The sequence below is a fragment of the Nocardioides sp. genome (assembly GCF_024509035.1).
GTDB lineage: Bacteria > Actinomycetota > Actinomycetes > Propionibacteriales > Nocardioidaceae > Nocardioides.
In genome coordinates this window covers 1-15,986 of the sequence record NZ_JANINT010000247.1, presented here as the reverse complement: position 1 = coordinate 15,986, position 15,986 = coordinate 1, and the positions used below count along the sequence as shown (strand labels likewise).

Sequence of the window (15,986 nt, the reverse complement as noted above, 5' to 3'; positions counted from 1 at the left end):
CGGATCTGCAGACGTGCCGACTCGCGCCCTTTCGGATCTGCAGACGTGCCGACTCGCGCCCTTTCGGATCTGCAGACGTGCCGACTCGCGCCCTTTCGGATCTGCAGACGTGCCGACTCACGCCCCTTCGGACCTGCAGACGCGCCGACTCGCGCCCCTTCGGACCTGCAGACGCGCCGAGTCGGGGTTCCTGGGGGTCAGAGCCGGCTGGCGGCGGCGCGGTCGAGGAACCAGATGGTCTCGTCGTGGCCGGTGACACCGGCGGCGGGGATGTCGTGGAGGTCGGCGCCGCCGAGGGCCTGGGCGACCGCGCCGGCCTTGCCGTCGCCGCTGACCAGGAACCACACCGAGCGGGCCCGGTTGAGGGCCGGGAACGTCAGGCTGATCCGCTCGGGCGGCGGCTTGGGAGACCCGGTGACGCCGACCGCGATCTGGTCGGTCACGTCGAGCTGGGGGAAGCCGGGGAACAGCGAGGCGATGTGGCCGTCGGGGCCGATGCCGAGCATGACCACGTCGAAGTCGCCGCTGCCGTGCGCGCGCAGCGTCTCGGCGTACGCCGCCGCGCCGGCGTCGACGTCGTCGGCGTCCGCCGTCGAGGGCATCTCGTGCACCCGTGCGGGGTCGGCGCCCACGGCGTCGAGGAACGCGGCACGAGCCTGCCCCGCGTTGCGGTCCGGGGAGTCGGGCGCCACGAACCGCTCGTCGCCCCACCAGACGACGACCTGCGACCAGTCGACCTCGGACGCGGGGGAGAGCCGGGCGAGCTCGCGGTGGATGTCCTCCGCGATCGTCCCGCCGGTCAGGGCGATCTGCGGCACGCCACCGGCGGCCTGGGCGTCGGCCAGCCTGGTCAGCAGCTCGCCCGCGACCGAGGTCGCGAGGGTGGCGGAGTCGGGGTGCACCTCGACGCGGGGCACGGTGGTCATCGCGAGCCTCTCTTGACCAGCGCGGCGGCGGTCTCGGCGTAGATGTCGTCCTCGTCGAGGCGACGCAGCTCCTCGGCGAGCAGCTCGGGCAGGTCGCGGCGCTTGAGCGCCACCGGTCGGTCCGGCTGTCCAGGGGAGGAGAACGTCGCCAGCTTGCCGTCGGAGCGGCTGATCCGGATCGGCCCCTCGCGGGTCTCGAGCACCACCTCGGTGATGCCAGGCCCGTCGGAGCTGGAGCGCTTGACCTCGACCTTGAGCCGATCGGCCAGCCACGCGGCCAGCAGGTCGGCGCTCGGGCTGATCCGCTCGCCGGTCACCGAGGCGCTCGTGACCTTGATCGGTCGCTGGTCGAGCGCGGCGGCCAGGAGCGCCCGCCACGGCGTGATGCGGGTCCAGGCCAGGTCGGTGTTGCCCTTGGTGTACGCCGAGCACTGCTGGTGGATCGCCTTGGTGCGGGCCTTCGAGGCCGCGGCCGCGTCGGTGATCCGGCGCTGGGCCAGCTTGCCGAGCGGGTCGGCCGCCGGGTCGGCCGGCGGGTGGCATGGCCACCACACCGCCACGGGGGAGTCGGGGAGCAGCAGTGGCAGCACGACCGACTCGGGGTGCTTGACGACCTCACCTTTCAGGCGGATCAGCGCCGTCTCGCCGGTCCATCCCGAGCCGATGCCGACCTGCGCGTTGACCTGGGCGGCGCCACGACCGTCACCGAGGATCACACCGAGGACCCGGGCGGGGTGCTCGTGGGAGGCCGCCTGAGCGGCCGCCATGGCGTCGTCCGCCTGGTCCTCGTTGACGACGATGATCAGCGTCATCACCATGCCCATCGCGGGGCTGCCGGCCCGGGTGCGGGCCCGGACGAACTCCGCAGCGATGGCCGACGCATTGGTGTCCACGAGCTCGATCATTCCGGGGTCCCCTCGCAGGTGTGGGTCGGAGGAGCGCAGCTTCGGGGTCCCCGCGGGCTTGTGGCGGGGGAGCGCAGCGGAGGAGCCAGAAGGTCGTGGGGTGAAGCGTTGCGGGGGAGGCCCGCAGCTTCGTGGGGTGGGGTCACTACGGCCTCCTCCAGACGCGACCGTCACGGGCCAGCATGGCGTCCGCGGACTCGGGGCCCCAGCCGCCGGACTCGTACTGCTCGGGCTTGCCCTTGCCCTGCTCGTCCTGGCGCGCCCAGTGCTCGAGGATCGGGTCGAGGATCTTCCAGGACAGCTCGACCTCCTCGTGCCGCGGGAACAGCGGCGGGTCGCCGAGCAGGACGTCGAGGATCAGGCGCTCGTAGGCCTCGGGCGAGGACTCGGTGAACGCACCGCCGTAGGCGAAGTCCATGTTCACGTCGCGGATCTCCATCTGGGTGCCGGGCACCTTGGAGCCGAAGCGCATCGTGACGCCCTCGTCGGGCTGCACGCGGATCACCAGCGCGTTCTGGGTCAGCTCCTCGGTCGAGGAGGCCGCGAACGGCAGGTGCGGCGCGCGCTTGAACACCACGGCGACCTCGGTGACACGGCGGCCCAGACGCTTGCCGGTGCGCAGGTAGAACGGCACGCCGGCCCAGCGTCGGCTGTCGACGTTGAGCGTGACGGCGGCGTAGGTCTCGGTCGTCGAGGTGCGCTTGATGCCCTCCTCCTCGAGGAACCCGATGACGTGCTCTCCGCCGGCCCACCCCGCGGCGTACTGGCCGCGCGCGGTGGTGAGGTCGAGCCGGCGGGGCAGCACGACGCTGGAGAGCACCTTCTGCTTCTCGATCCGCAGGCTCTCGGCGTCGAAGGACGTCGGCTCCTCCATCGCCACCAGCGCCATCAGCTGGAGGAGGTGGTTCTGGATGACGTCGCGCGCGGCGCCGATGCCGTCGTAGTAGCCGGCCCGGCCACCGATGCCGACGTCCTCGGCCATGGTGATCTGCACGTGGTCGACGTAGTTGGAGTTCCAGATCGGTTCGAACATCGAGTTGGCGAACCGCAGCGCCAGGATGTTCTGGACCGTCTCCTTGCCGAGGTAGTGGTCGATGCGGAAGATCGACCCCGACGGGAAGACCTCGGCCAGCACGGCGTTGAGCTGGCGCGCGGACTCCAGGTCGTGCCCGAACGGCTTCTCCACCACGACCCGGCGCCACGAGTCGCCGCGTCCCTCGGTGAGCCCGTGCTCCTGGAGCTGGCCGACCACGTCGGCGAAGAAGCCCGGCGGGATCGCGAGGTAGAAGGCGTGGTTGCCGCCGGTGCCACGGACCTCGTCGAGCTCCTCGATCGTGCGGCGGAGCCGCTCGAAGGCCTGGTCGTCGTCGAAGTTGCCCGGGACGAACCGGAAGCCCTCGGCGAGCTGGCGCCACACCTCCTCACGGAACTCGGTGCGAGCGTGGGCCTTCACCGAGTCGTGGACGATCTGCGCGAAGTCCTGGTCGGCCCAGTCGCGCCGGGCGAAGCCGGTGAGGCTGAAGCCCGGCGGCAGCAGCCCGCGGTTGGCCAGGTCGTAGATCGCCGGCATGATCTTCTTGCGCGAGAGGTCTCCGGTCACGCCGAAGAGCACCATCCCGCTCGGCCCCGCGATGCGGGGCAGCCGCCGGTCCCGGGGATCGCGGAGCGGGTTGCTCCACACCGGCGACGTCGTCACCCCAGCGCTCCGAGGAGCGTGTCGAGGTCGCCGGGCGAGGAGACGTGCAGCCGCAGGACCGGGCGCCCCTTGTCGGCGAGCACCCGTCCGTCGCCCACCGCCTGGGCGGTGAGGAACTCGTGGAACGTGAACGGCCGATCGGGCACGGCGAGATCGGCCTCGGGCTGCCCGGTCACTTGCAGGTAGACGCCGGTGGCGGGTCCGCCCTTGTGGTACTGCCCGGTGGAGTGGAGGAAGCGCGGCCCCCAGCCGAACGTCACCGGGCGGCCGGTGCGCACCGCGAGGGTGTCGCGCACCCCGGCCAGGCGGGCGTCGCGGTGCCGGTCGAGGTAGGCCTGCACGGCGACGTACCCGTGCTCGCCGTCGAGGTGCGCGAGCAGCGCCTCGACCGCGGCCGCGGTCGTGGAGGTGCCCTCGGGGAGCCAGCCCTCCGAGGCGTAGACAGCGACCGGTCCGTCGGTGAAGACCGGCTCGGGCGTGCTGCCGCCGCCGTCGAGCATCTCGCGGGCCGCCGCCTTGGCGCTCTCGACGTCGGGCTGGTCGAACGGGTTGATCCCGATGATCCGACCGGCGATCGCCGTGGCGTACTCCCACAGCAGCATCTGCGCGCCCAGGGGAGCGTCGATCGTCGCGCCCCACCCCGACGCCGGCTTGATCTTGTCGGCGCGCTCGGCGTGGCCCGGCCCGAACGCGACGAGCACCTCGTCTGCCGTGCTGGGGGTGAAGTTGGGGGAGTCGATCGAGCCCACGACGACGGGCAGGATGCCCTTGCCGTCCTTGCCCGTCGACTCCGCGACCAGCTGCTCGACCCAGTCACCGAAGCCGGCGTACGGCGCCCCCACGTTGGCGAGCGCCACCTTGTCGACGCCCGCCAGGTTGGCGACGCCGAGCAGGGCGCCGAGCCGCAGGCCCGGGTTGTCGACCGAGTCGGCCTCGAGCGCCGGACGGATCGCCTCCGCCTCATCGAGCAGCTCGGCGATGTTGGCACCCGCGAGGCCGCTGGGCACCAGCCCGAACGCGGTCAGGGCGGAGTAGCGGCCGCCCACCTCGGGGTCGGCCAGGAACACCCGGTAACCGGCCTCGCGGGCCGACTTCTCCAGCGGCGAACCGGGGTCGGTGACCACGATGATGCGGTTCGTCGGGTCGATGCCGGCGTCGGTGAAGGCCTTCTCGAAGGCACGGCGCTGGCTGTCGGTCTCCACGGTCCCGCCGGACTTGCTGGAGACCACCACGGCGGTCTCCTCGAGCTTGTGCTCGATCGCGGTGCGCACGAAGTCGGGGTCGGAGGAGTCGAGCACCACGAGCTCGACGTCGTCGCTCTCGCAGATGACCTCGGGCGCGAGGGACGAGCCACCCATGCCACACAGGACGATGCGGTAGACCTGCTGCTCGCGCAGCTCGACCTCGAGCTCGGCGATGTCGCTGATCATCGATCGCGACGCGGTCGACAGACCCACCCAGCCCAGACGCTTGCTCGACTCGGCCTCGGCGGCCTCGCCCCACAGCGTGTGGTCGCGGTCGGCGAGCCGGCTGGCCGCCTTGTCCTGGACGAGCCGACGCAGCGCGTCGACGTACGCCGCCTCGTCGGCATAGCCCACGTGGAGCTCGTGGTGGTCGCCGCGGGCGACGTGCCAACCTTCAGCGGGGGCCGTGGGATCGGTCATGCTGCTGCCTTCGCCATCTGCGCGGACACGGTCTCGACGAGCTCGGTCCATGACTTCTTGAACTTGTCGACGCCCTCGGTCTCGAGGACCACCAGGACGTCCTCGAAGTCGACGCCGAGCTCGCCCAGCCGCTCGAGGATCGCGGAGCCGGCGCCCGCCCGGCCGGTGACCACGTCACCGAGGACCTCGCCGTGGTCGGCGAAGGCGTCCATGGTCTTCTCGGGCATCGTGTTGACGGTCTCGGCCACCACGAGGTCGCGCACGTACATCGTGTCGTCGTAGTCGGGGTTCTTGACCCCGGTCGAGGCCCACAGAGGGCGCTGACGCTGGGCGCCGGCGGCCTCGAGGTCGCGCCAGCGCTCGGAGCCGAAGACCTCCTCGTAGGCGCCGTACGCGACCAGGGCGTTCGCGACGGCGGCCTTGCCCCGCAGGGCCAGGGCTGCCTCCGAGCCGACCGCCTCGAGCCGCTTGTCGACCTCGGAGTCCACCCGGGACACGAAGAACGACGCCACCGAGTGGATCGTCGACAGGTCGCGGCCCGCCTCGCGGGCCTGCTCGAGGCCGGTGAGGTAGGCGTCCATCACCTCGCGGTAGCGCTGCTCGCCGAAGATCAGCGTCACGTTGACGCTGATGCCTTCCGCGATGGCCGCGGTGATGGCGGGCAGACCCTCCTTCGTCGCGGGGATCTTGATCAGCGCGTTCGGCCGGTCGACCGCCGCCCAGAGGGCCCTCGCCGAGGCGATGGTGCCCTCGGTGTCGTTGGCCAGGTCGGGCTCGACCTCGATGGAGACCCGGCCGTCGGCCGGCGTGCCGTCGTACGTCGGGCGCATGATGTCGCAGGCGTTGCGGACGTCCTCGGTGGTGAGCTCGAACACCACCCGGTCGACCGGCTCGCCCTGGGCGACGAGCTGGGCGACCTGCTCGTCGTAGCGCTCGCCGTCGGCGATGGCCGCCGCGAAGATCGTCGGGTTGGTGGTCACGCCCACGACCGACTTCTCGGCCACGAGCTCGGCCAGGTTGCCGGTCTCGATGCGCTCGCGGGAGAGGTCATCGAGCCAGATCGACACCCCTGCGTCGGAGAGTTCCTTCAGTCGGTCGGTCACGAGCTGCTCCTCTTGTCGGACGGTCAGGTCAGCCGCGAACGGCTGTGATGCTGTCGTGCGCCGCGGCGGCGACGGCCTCGGCGGTGATGCCGAACTCCTGGTAGATCCGGGCGTAGTCGGCCGACGCGCCGTAGTGGTCGATCGAGACGATGCGCCCGTGGTCGCCGACGTACTCGCGCCAGCCCTGCCTCACCCCGGCCTCGACCGAGACGCGCGCCTTGACGATCGGCGGGATCACCTTGTCGCGGTAGGCCTGGTCCTGCGCCTCGAACCACTCGAAGCACGGCATCGAGACCACGCGGGCCTTGATGCCCTCGGCGGCGAGCAGGTCCCGAGCGGCGACCGCCACCTGCACCTCGGAGCCGGTGCCCATCAGGACCACGTCGGGAGCGCCACCCTCGGCCTCGAGGAGGATGTAGGCGCCCTTGCTGACCTCGTCGGTGCCGGCGAAGCCCTGCTCGCCGCGCGGGAAGACCGGCACGTTCTGCCGGGTGAGCGCGAGTGCCGAGGGCCGGTCGGTGTGCTGGAGGATCGCCAGCCACGCGGCCGCGGTCTCGTTGGCGTCCGCGGGGCGCACGACGTCGAGCCCGGGCATCGCGCGCAGCGCGGCGAGGTGCTCGATCGGCTGGTGCGTGGGGCCGTCCTCGCCGAGACCGATCGAGTCGTGGGTCCAGACGTAGATCGCCGGCAGCTTGCTGAGCGCCGCGACGCGGACCGCCCCGCGCATGTAGTCGGAAAACGTCAGGAACGTCCCGCCGAACACGCGGGTGAGCCGGTCGGCCGTGATGCCGTTCATGATCGCGCCCATGCCGTGCTCGCGGATGCCGAAGTGCAGCACGCGGCCCTGGAACGGGTCGGCCTTCCACTCCTCGGTGTCGCGGCTGAGCGGCAGGAACGACGGCGCGGACTCGATCGTCGTGTTGTTGGAGCCGGCGAGGTCGGCCGAGCCGCCCCACAGCTCCGGCATCAGCGGTGCGATCGCGTTGATGATCTTGCCGGACGCGCTCCGGGTCGCGACGCCCTTCTCGCTGGGCTCGAACACCGGCAGGGCCTGGTCGAGGCCCTCGGGGAGCTGACGCTCCTTGAGGCGGTGCAGGAGCGTGGCGCGCTCGGGGTTGGCGCCCGCCCACGCGGCGTACTTCTCGTCCCACTCCGCGCCCCAAGCGGCGCCGCGCTCGCGCAGCTTGCGGGTGTGGGCGATGACCTGGTCCGAGACCTCGAACTTCTTCTCGGGGTCGAAGCCGAGCACCTTCTTGGTGGCCGCGACCTCCTCGTCGCCCAGCGCGCTGCCGTGGGCCTTCTCGGTGCCCTGGGCGTTGGGGGCGGGCCAGGCGATGATCGTGTCGAGCACGATCAGCGAGGGCCGGTCGGTGACCTCGCGGGCCGCCTGGATCGCGTCGTAGAGCGCGGGCACGTCCTCGACGTACTCGGTGTGGCCGTTGGTCCAGTCGACGTTCTGCACGTGCCAGCCGTAGGCCTCGTAGCGCTTCGCGACGTCCTCGGTGAAGGCGATGTCGGTGTCGCCCTCGATCGAGATCTGGTTGCGGTCGTAGATGACGGTGAGGTTGCCGAGCTCCTGGGTGCCGGCGATCGAGCTCGCCTCGCCGCTCACGCCCTCCTCGAGGTCGCCGTCGGAGCACAGGACGTAGACGTGGTGGTCGAAGAGGCTCTCGCCGGCCGCGGCGTCGGGGTCGAGCAGGCCGTGGACCCGGCGGGCCGACATGGCCATGCCGACGGCGTTCGCGACGCCCTGGCCGAGCGGGCCGGTGGTCACCTCGACGCCGGCCGTGTGGCCGAGCTCGGGGTGTCCCGGGGTCTTCGAGCCCCAGGTGCGCAGCGCCTTGATGTCCTCGATCTCCAGGCCGAAGCCGCCGAGGTAGAGCTGGGTGTAGAGCGTGATGCTCGAGTGTCCGCACGAGAGCACGAAGCGGTCGCGGGCGATCCACTCGGGGTCGGCGGGGTCGTGGCGCATGACCTTCTGGAAGAGCAGGTACGCCGCGGGGGCGAGGCTCATGGCGGTGCCGGGGTGGCCGTTGCCGACCTTCTGCACGGCGTCGATCGCGAGCACTCGGGCCGTGTCCACCGCCTTCTGGTCGAGGTCAGTCCAGTCGAGCGCAGCGGTGTCGGTCACGGGATTCCTTTCGAGGTCAATCGGCCATGCCCGAGCGTACTCACCCCAGGCGATAGACTCGCAGCCGTCCTGCTACCTGCCGGTACCCCTGTCGCGCCCGAGGAACCCCCTGTGACGTACGTCGGCCATTCGGCCTCTGCTGCCCAGCAGTCCGTAGGCGAGCCGGCGAGTCTGAAGGACGTCATCGCGGCGTACGTGGGCCTGACCAAGCCCCGCGTGATCGAGCTGCTGCTCCTCACGACGGTGCCGGTGATGTTCTTCGCCGCCGAGGGCGTTCCCGGGCTTTGGCTCGTGGTCGCCACGGTCGTGGGCGGCGCGTTCTCGGCCGGGTCCGCGTCGGTGTTCAACTGCGTCTACGACCGCGACATCGACGAGCAGATGCGGCGCACCCGCCGGCGCGCGATCCCGCGCCACATCGTCTCGCCGACCGCGGCTCTGGTGTTCGGCTTCGTCCTCGGCATCGCCTCGACGGTGATCCTCTACGTCTGGGTCAACCCGCTCTCGGCCGGCCTGTCGGTCGCGGCCAACGCGTTCTACGTCTTCGGCTACACGATGCTCCTCAAGCGGCGCACCACCCAGAACATCGTGTGGGGTGGGCTCGCCGGGTGCTTCCCGGCGCTGATCGGCTGGACGGCGGTGACCGGGTCGCTCTCGTGGGTCCCGGTGGTGCTGTTCGCCGTCGTCTTCTTCTGGACGCCGCCGCACACGTGGGCGCTCGCCCTGCGCTACCGCGAGGACTACGCCAACGTCGACGTGCCGATGCTCCCGGTCGTCGCGCCTGCTCGCGAGGTCGGCCGTCAGGTCGTGATCTACAGCTGGGTGATGGTCGCGACCTCGCTGGTCCTGTGGCCGGTCGCCGGCACCGGCCCGGTCTACCCGATCGCCGCCGTCGTGCTCGGGGCGGTCTTCCTGCTCGAGGCGCACCGCATGTGGGCGCGGTCGCGCGACACCGAGGCGTTGGGGGTGATCCAGCCGATGCGGCTGTTCCACTCCTCCAACCTCTATCTCTCGCTGCTCTTCGTGGCCGTCGCCGTCGACCCGCTGCTCACGCGCTGAGCACCAGCGACCGGGGGTTCGTCCGGAACTCGGACTAACTCGCACGAAAAAGTCGCGCCTCCTGCGCAACCTCCGGGCCGCTCACGACGTCTGAGGAGTGACGGCGGCCAGCCCGTCCACGGGGGTACGGGCGGGCCGCCGTCGATTCGCGTCCGGGGCCCAGCGACGCGTCAGCGACCGGACCGGGTGGCCCACGCGAACACCCGGCCGGTGTGCGCCTGGACGGTCCGGTGCGGGCGTACGGCGAGCCACACCCGGGCGAAGCCCGCCGCCAGGAGGCCCGCAGCCAGCATGTGCGCGGCGACGAGGAGCTCGGGCAGGTCGAGGGCGTACTGCGTGAGCCCGATGACGCCCTGGAGGAGCTCCAGGCCGAGCAGGGCGCCGGTCACCACGGTGAGCCAGCGGTTGCCGGCCCGCAGCGCGAGCGCCAGCAGCAGCAGCGTGAGCGCGACGAGCACCGCTACGGCGAGACCGTGGAACCGGGTCATCCGGGCCGGGTCGAGTCCGTTGCGCACGGCATCGGCGTCGCCGGCGTGCGGGCCGGCGCCGGTGACGACCGTGCCGAGGTAGAGGACGACCCATCCGACGACCAGGATCGCGGTGGCAACCGCCTGCATCGCTGCCGGAGCGGCGGGGCGCTCGGGGCTGCGCAGGTGGTCGAGGAGCGCGAGGCAGACCATCACCATCGCGAGCGACGCGACCAGGTGGAGGGAGACGATCCAGGGGTTCAGATCGGTCAGCACGGTGATGCCCCCGATCACGGCCTGCAGCGGGACCCCGAGCGCGACCACGAGCGTGGACCAGAAGGCGAACCGGTCCCGTGACCGCCAGGCACCCACGAAGCACAGGACCGCCACGGCGACCAGGACGAACGTGACGAGCCGGTTGCCGAACTCGATGGCGCCGTGCAGGCCCATGCTCGGATGGGTGACGTACGACTCCTCGGTGCACCGCGGCCACGTCGGGCACCCGAGGCCCGAGCCGGTGAGCCGGACGGCGGCGCCGGTCACGATGATCCCGATGTTGACCAGGAGGTTGAGCACTGCCAGCGGCCACAACCTCGCGGCCAGGCGATCGGCCAGGCGATCAAACAGCCGACCGAGGTCGGACCGGACAGGCATCTGGGTCACTCCCACTTGAAGGTACGGGCGGTGAGGGCGGTGCCGAGCACCGCCCAGGCGAGCAGCACGAGGAGGTCGGTCCAGGCCGTCGCGCCGTCGATGAGCGCGTCCCGCATCGCTCCGCCGAGGGCGCCCGAGGGAAGCCAGCGGACGACGTCGCCCGCCGCGCCGTACGCCGAGACCGGCAGGACGACCGCGCCGCCGGCCATCAGCAGCAGGTAGACGAGGTTGGCCGCCGCCAACGTGGCCTCGGCGCGCAGCACCCCGGCCACGAAGAGCCCCAGGGACGCGAACGCGGCGGTGCCGAGCACCACGCCGAGCGCGGCGCCGAGCACGCCCGGCGCGGGATCCCAGTCGAGCGCGAGCGCCACCATCGAGATCACCAGGATCTGGAGCACCTCGATCATCAGCAGGCCGCCGATCTTGCCGGCCAGGAGGCCCGAGCGGGGGAGCGGCGAGGAGCCGAGCCGCTTGATCACGCCGTAGCGCCGTTCGAAGCCGGTCGCGATGGCGAGCGAGGTGAAGGCGGTGGACATGACCGCGAGGGCGAGCACGCCGGGGGCGAAGACGTCGACCGCGGAGTGCTCGAGGTCGAGGCCGACCCGGTCGGCGCCGGCGACCCCGCCGATCAGCACGATCACCGGGATCACCACGGCGAGCAGCAGCTGCTCGCCGTTGCGGAGCATCAGGCGCGACTCCATGGCCGCCTGGGCGAGCACCTGGCGGTGCAGCGGCGCAGCGCCGGGCTGCGGGATGAAGGTGCCGCTCACGGCGTCAGCTCCCGCCCGGTCAGCTGGAGGAACACGTCCTCCAGGTTGCGCTGGCCCAGCGTGAGCGACTCGGGCAGCACGTCGTTGGCCTCGCACCAGTGCGACACCTTGGCCAAGGTGGAGGCGTCGGCCGGTCCGGTGACCAGCAGGCTGACCTCGTCGAGCTGCGTGACCGAGGTGTGCTCGCCCAACGCCTGGCGCAACCGGTCGGGGGACCCGGGCGGGAACGGCCGGGTGACGACCAGCCGGATCGTCGCGTGGTGACCGCCACGCGTGAGCTCGAGCGGCGACCCGGATGCGATCAGCCGGCCGTGGTCGATGATGTGGATGTGGTCGGCGAGCCGCTCGGCCTCGTCCATGTAGTGCGTGGTCAGCACCACGGTCACGCCGTCGCCGCGCAGCTCCTCCAGGAGCTCCCAGGTCGTCCGCCGCGCCTGCGGGTCCATGCCGGCGGTCGGCTCGTCGACGAACACGATCTCGGGACGGCCGACGAGCGCCATCGCCAGGGCCAGGCGCTGCTGCTGGCCACCGGAGAGGCGGCGGTACGGCGTCCGGCCGCAGTCGGCGAGACCGAGCCGGTCCGAGAGCATCGCGGTGTCGAGCGGGTGCGCGTGGAGCTTCGCGACGTGGTCGAGCATCTCGCGGGCCCGCACGCCGCTCCAGGCGCCTCCGGCCTGCAGCATGACCCCGATGCGCGGCAGCAGCGCCGCCCGGTCACGGACGGGGTCGAGGCCCAGCACGCGCACGGTGCCCGCCTGCGGGCGGCGGTAGCCCTCGCAGGTCTCGAGCGTCGTCGTCTTGCCCGCGCCGTTGGGGCCGAGGACCGCGGTGATCGTGTGTCGGTCAACCTGCAGCGAGAGGCCGTCGACGGCGACCTTGTCGCCGTAGCGCATCACCAGGCCGTCGACCGCGACAGCGGGACTGTCAGCGGCGGGCTCGGTCACGGGCACCGCCTCAGTGTAGGGAGCGCCTTGACGGGGGCCAGTGACGGGTCACCGACCGCGGCGGCGCACCTCACGCAGGACGTCCGACTCGTTGCTGATCACCCCGTTCGCGCCCAGGGCGACCACCCGGTCCAGCGTCGGGAGGTCGTCGACCGCCCAGGTCATCACGACCTCGACGCGGCGCCGCAGCCGGGCGACCAGCTCGGCGTCCAGGAGCGAGCGGTGCAGCGAGACGCCGTACGGCGCTGGGCGGTCGTCGCCACCGAGGCGTCGCACCAGGGCGCCCAGCTCGGCGCGGTTGCGCGCCGACAGCACCGCCCGGACGTAGGGCAGCTCGGCGACCCGCTCCACGGCCGGCCAGTGGCGGCCGCACACGAGGAGGTCGTGGTCGTGGGCGCGCTCGTGCAGCAGCTCCGCTACCGCACGCCCGGTGGCGACGCGCCGGCCCTTGAGGTCGAGCATGAACGTCGTGCCCCGGCGGTCGGCGTCCAGGAGCTCGGCGAGGCCCAGGCGCGGCGCGGAGGCCGACGCGAGCTCCCAGCGGTCCCAGAGGAAGGGCAGCGGCCCGGCGGTCTTGAGGTGCCGGACCTCGAGGCGCCCGCGGTAGGCGTGCACATCGCACTCGATGACGTCGGCGCCGAGCAGGTTGGCCTCGTGCAACCCGGTCAGCGAGTTCCCGGCGCGGTGGGCGATCGCGAGCAGGCTCATGGCGACGGTCCCGCTCGGCGCGACCGGCGGCCCTCGAGTGCGACCGCCGCCGCGTAACCGACCATCGCCAGGACCAGCCCGGCCGCGACGTCGACCACGTAGTGGTTGGCGGTGGCCACCACGGCGAACGCCATCAGCACCGGCAGCACGCAGCCGATCACCCGGGCGACCAGGCTGCCCGCCGCGGTGGCGATCGAGATGCCCACCAGGAGGTCCCAGCCGGCGTGCAGGCTCGGCATGGCGGCGTACTGGTTGACGAAGTTCGGCGGCTGGAGGACGCGGTAGGCGTAGGAGCGCTCGGTCACCGTGTCGACGAGGTCGGGGTCGACCAGTCGCGGTGGGGCGAGCGGGTAGGAGACGAAGACGATCAGCCCGATGCCGCCGGAGACCAGCATCGCGTTGCGCAGCCTCAAGAAGATCTCCCGGTGCCGCCACACGAGCCACGCCATGGTCACGGCGATCACGGGCCAGTGGCCCCAGATGTAGATCCAGTTGACGAACGTCGAGAGCGCGTCGGAGTCGGTGACCGGGTCCTGCACGGTCGTCTCGATGTCGACGCCGAGGCGCTCCTCGAACGCCAGCACGTCGTGGGCGTGGTCGACGGCCACCGTGCGGCTGGCGGCGGTGAGGCCGCGGACCTGGAAGTAGAAGAAGACGCCGAGGAGCACGACCGCAACCTGCTCCAGCACCCACCGCACTCGATGGTCCTGGAGCGGGACAGCGTGCGCCATCAGCATCACCCGGCCTCCTGCCTGCGCTCGGGATCGGCGTCGGGGTGGCCCTGCTCCGATGCTCCCGCGAGCCGGCGGTGACGTCCTGAGGAGAAGGTCCCGACTTGACGGCGCGGTCAGGCGGTCGCGACCGCCTGGCGACGACCGACGAGCAGGCTCGCCCCGCCGAGCGCGAGCGCGGGCAGCCAGGCGAGGGCCGCCTTGAGGGTGACGGCGGCGGCTGCGGCGCCCAGCGGGACGCCGGCCGCGACCAGGGCGACCACGAGGGCGCCGTCGCGGGGGCTCGCGCCGTTGGGACCGGGCACGGCTCCCGCGAGCTGGCTGGCGCCGAACGCGCCCAGGACCGCCAGCGGCGAGACGGAGTTCCCGGTGGCGCTCACGGCGCCGACCAGGAGGGCGGCGATCGAGAGCTGGTAGCCGGCCGAGAGGACCAGGCCGTGCACGAGCTTGCGCGGCGGGGGGAGCGGGCGGCTCGGGAGCAGCCCCGGCCGCACCCGCCGCAGCACGATCACCGCGACCACGGCCGCGAGCGACAGGCCCGCCACCGGCAGGATCAGGTTCAGCGGGAGCGCGGTGCCGGCGAAGGCGACGAACGCCGCCAGCCCCAGCGCGCCGACGAGCCGGTCGGTGCCGACGCTGAGCACGGCGTCGCCGCGACCCATACCCGTGCCGGTGAGCCGTTTGAGGCGCCACAGGTCGGCTCCGACGTGACCGGGCGTGAAGAGCCCGAGGAGCTCGGACTCGGCGTACGCCCGCAGGTACCAGCGCCGACCGAGGTCGGCGTCGGTGAGGGCGCGCCAGCGCAGGGGGCAGAGCAGGTACTTGCCGAGGACCCAGGGGAGCAGCCCGGCGAGCATCGGCCACACCGTGACCGCGGGCAGGCGGGGCAGCGTGAGCGCGGGGACGACCAGGCTCACGAGCACGCCGAGGACGAGCACGGTGCGCGAGGCGAGGGCGGTGGTGAGGACGGCGCGGAGGCGGTCGATCATGGAGGTCGGCGGAACCTTCGGGTCGGCGGTGTCCGAGAGGGGATCGCTGCGACGTTGCGGCGCGGTGGATCTCCAGTGTCACCGACGATCGGCGGTCGGCCAAACGTGGTAAGGCTCGCCTTACTTGAATGGCTCGGATCAATAACGGCACACTGACGTTGTGGAATTCGACGAGGCTCCGACTCCGGGGCACGACCAGCCGACGCGTGAGCGGGTGGCCCGGTCGATCCTCGTCGAGGGTCCCTCGACGGCCGCGGCACTCGCCGAGCGCCTGGACCTGACACCCGCCGCCGTACGCCGACACCTCGACCAGCTGGTCGACGAGGGCGCCGTCGAGGCCCGCGAGCCACGCAGCCTCGGCGTCCGCGGTCGCGGGCGCCCGGCCAAGGTGTTCGCACTCACCGAGTCCGGCCGCGACCGCTTCGACCAGCAGTACGACGACCTCGCGGTCCAGGCGCTGCGGTTCCTGGCCGAGACCGGCGGGGTCGACGCCGTCCGCGCGTTCGCCCGGCGGCGCGCGGCGTTCATCCAGGACCGGTTCGCCGGCGTGAGCGAGGCCAACCCCGACCTCGGACCCGCGGAGGTGCTGGCCCGGGTGTTCACCGACGAGGGCTACGCGGCCGCGGTGCGCGACCTGCCGGTCGGCGAGCAGCTGTGCCAGCAGCACTGCCCGGTCTCGCACGTCGCCCACGAGTTCCCCCAGCTGTGCGAGGCCGAGACCGAGGCGATCAGCGCCGTCCTCGGCCGGCACGTCCAGCGTCTGGCCACCATCGCCCACGGCGATGGCGTGTGCACCACCTGCATCCCCGACGTGCCCACCTCGGGCACGACCGGCTCGATCACCGACAAGAGCTCGACCACCGAGAAGAAGGAGCACGTCAGCCGATGACCTCCATCGAAGAACTCAACCCCGAGCTCAAGGGCATCGGCCGGTACGACTTCGGTTGGGCCGACCCCGACGTCGCCGGTGCCTCCGCGAAGCGCGGCCTCAGCGAGGAGGTCGTCCGCGACATCTCGGCGAAGAAGAACGAGCCGCAGTGGATGCTCGACCTGCGCCTCAAGGGACTCAAGCTCTTCCACCGCAAGCCGATGCCGACCTGGGGCTCGGACCTCTCGGCGATCGACTTCGACAACATCAAGTACTTCGTGCGGTCCAGCGAGAAGCAGGCCGCGACCTGGGACGACCTCCCCGAGGACATCAAGAACACCTACGACAAGCTCGGCATCCCCGAGGCGGAGAAG

14 protein-coding genes and 1 pseudogene are annotated in these 15,986 nt (G+C 72.0%); 3 read left to right on the top strand and 12 right to left on the bottom strand.

What is annotated here, in order from left to right; translation table 11 throughout:
- Positions 1 to 197: 197 nt before the first annotated feature.
- From pgl to tkt, 6 genes are all read right to left on the bottom strand, one after another.
- Positions 198 to 926, bottom strand: a complete 729-nt coding sequence (gene pgl / locus Q0L15_RS17085; protein ID WP_296605653.1) for a 6-phosphogluconolactonase — start codon at positions 924 to 926, stop codon at positions 198 to 200.
- The gene (locus Q0L15_RS17080; RefSeq protein WP_296605652.1) at positions 923 to 1,831 is read right to left on the bottom strand and encodes a glucose-6-phosphate dehydrogenase assembly protein OpcA; all 909 of its coding nucleotides are present in this window, start codon (positions 1,829 to 1,831) and stop codon (positions 923 to 925) included. The genes pgl and Q0L15_RS17080 overlap by 4 nt, the downstream gene beginning before the upstream one ends.
- A 145-nt stretch (positions 1,832 to 1,976) precedes the next feature.
- Positions 1,977 to 3,527, bottom strand: a complete 1,551-nt coding sequence (gene zwf, locus Q0L15_RS17075; RefSeq protein ID WP_296605651.1) for a glucose-6-phosphate dehydrogenase — start codon at positions 3,525 to 3,527, stop codon at positions 1,977 to 1,979.
- Positions 3,524 to 5,191, bottom strand: a complete 1,668-nt coding sequence (locus Q0L15_RS17070; RefSeq protein WP_296605650.1) for a glucose-6-phosphate isomerase — start codon at positions 5,189 to 5,191, stop codon at positions 3,524 to 3,526. Before Q0L15_RS17070 ends, zwf begins: the two co-directional genes overlap by 4 nt.
- The gene (tal, locus tag Q0L15_RS17065) at positions 5,188 to 6,294 is read right to left on the bottom strand and encodes a transaldolase (protein WP_296605649.1); all 1,107 of its coding nucleotides are present in this window, start codon (positions 6,292 to 6,294) and stop codon (positions 5,188 to 5,190) included. The genes Q0L15_RS17070 and tal overlap by 4 nt, the downstream gene beginning before the upstream one ends.
- Before the next feature lie 28 nt (positions 6,295 to 6,322).
- A complete protein-coding gene (gene tkt / locus Q0L15_RS17060; protein ID WP_296605648.1) occupies positions 6,323 to 8,425 on the bottom strand; it encodes a transketolase in 2,103 nt (700 codons plus the stop codon).
- Positions 8,426 to 8,536: 111 nt separating this feature from the next.
- Here tkt and Q0L15_RS17055 point away from each other — a divergent pair, with 111 nt between their 5' ends.
- Positions 8,537 to 9,481, top strand: a complete 945-nt coding sequence (locus tag Q0L15_RS17055) for a heme o synthase (RefSeq protein WP_296605647.1) — start codon at positions 8,537 to 8,539, stop codon at positions 9,479 to 9,481.
- A 170-nt stretch (positions 9,482 to 9,651) separates the two neighbouring features.
- Here the strand turns inward: Q0L15_RS17055 and Q0L15_RS17050 are convergent, their stop codons facing one another.
- From Q0L15_RS17050 to Q0L15_RS17025, 6 genes are all read right to left on the bottom strand, one after another.
- Positions 9,652 to 10,602: a COX15/CtaA family protein gene (locus Q0L15_RS17050; RefSeq protein ID WP_296605646.1), complete on the bottom strand. Its 951-nt coding sequence runs from the start codon at positions 10,600 to 10,602 to the stop codon at positions 9,652 to 9,654.
- Between the two features lie 5 nt (positions 10,603 to 10,607).
- Complete coding sequence (locus Q0L15_RS17045) at positions 10,608 to 11,372, bottom strand: ABC transporter permease (RefSeq protein ID WP_296605645.1); 765 nt, start codon at positions 11,370 to 11,372, stop codon at positions 10,608 to 10,610.
- Positions 11,369 to 12,322, bottom strand: coding sequence for an ABC transporter ATP-binding protein (locus Q0L15_RS17040; RefSeq protein ID WP_296605644.1), 954 nt, complete (start codon positions 12,320 to 12,322; stop codon positions 11,369 to 11,371). The genes Q0L15_RS17045 and Q0L15_RS17040 overlap by 4 nt, the downstream gene beginning before the upstream one ends.
- Before the next feature lie 42 nt (positions 12,323 to 12,364).
- A complete protein-coding gene (locus Q0L15_RS17035) occupies positions 12,365 to 13,024 on the bottom strand; it encodes a glycerophosphodiester phosphodiesterase (RefSeq protein ID WP_296605643.1) in 660 nt (219 codons plus the stop codon).
- Positions 13,021 to 13,713, bottom strand: a complete 693-nt coding sequence (locus tag Q0L15_RS17030) for a phosphatase PAP2 family protein (RefSeq protein WP_296605642.1) — start codon at positions 13,711 to 13,713, stop codon at positions 13,021 to 13,023. Before Q0L15_RS17030 ends, Q0L15_RS17035 begins: the two co-directional genes overlap by 4 nt.
- Positions 13,714 to 13,871: 158 nt before the next feature.
- Positions 13,872 to 14,744, bottom strand: a complete 873-nt coding sequence (locus Q0L15_RS17025) for a lysylphosphatidylglycerol synthase domain-containing protein (protein ID WP_296605641.1) — start codon at positions 14,742 to 14,744, stop codon at positions 13,872 to 13,874.
- A gap of 160 nt (positions 14,745 to 14,904) precedes the next feature.
- On the opposite strand from Q0L15_RS17025, the gene Q0L15_RS17020 reads away from it, so the two are divergent.
- Positions 14,905 to 15,633 (top strand): helix-turn-helix domain-containing protein, encoded by a 729-nt coding sequence (locus tag Q0L15_RS17020; RefSeq protein WP_296605640.1) that lies wholly within the window; start codon positions 14,905 to 14,907, stop codon positions 15,631 to 15,633.
- Positions 15,630 to 15,986 (top strand): annotated as a pseudogene (locus tag Q0L15_RS17015) (Fe-S cluster assembly protein SufB); the annotation flags it as partial. The gene Q0L15_RS17020 and the pseudogene Q0L15_RS17015, both read left to right, overlap by 4 nt.

What these genes read in the sequence shown, in the direction of transcription:
- pgl (WP_296605653.1), bottom strand. Translation starts at nt 926, where the DNA reads ATGACCACCGTGCCCCGCGTCGAGGTGCACCCCGACTCCGCCACCCTC.
- Q0L15_RS17050 (WP_296605646.1), bottom strand. Translation starts at nt 10,602, where the DNA reads ATGCCTGTCCGGTCCGACCTCGGTCGGCTGTTTGATCGCCTGGCCGAT.
- Q0L15_RS17035 (WP_296605643.1), bottom strand. Translation starts at nt 13,024, where the DNA reads ATGAGCCTGCTCGCGATCGCCCACCGCGCCGGGAACTCGCTGACCGGG.
- Q0L15_RS17070 (WP_296605650.1), bottom strand. Translation starts at nt 5,191, where the DNA reads ATGACCGATCCCACGGCCCCCGCTGAAGGTTGGCACGTCGCCCGCGGC.
- Q0L15_RS17025 (WP_296605641.1), bottom strand. Translation starts at nt 14,744, where the DNA reads ATGATCGACCGCCTCCGCGCCGTCCTCACCACCGCCCTCGCCTCGCGC.
- Q0L15_RS17080 (WP_296605652.1), bottom strand. Translation starts at nt 1,831, where the DNA reads ATGATCGAGCTCGTGGACACCAATGCGTCGGCCATCGCTGCGGAGTTC.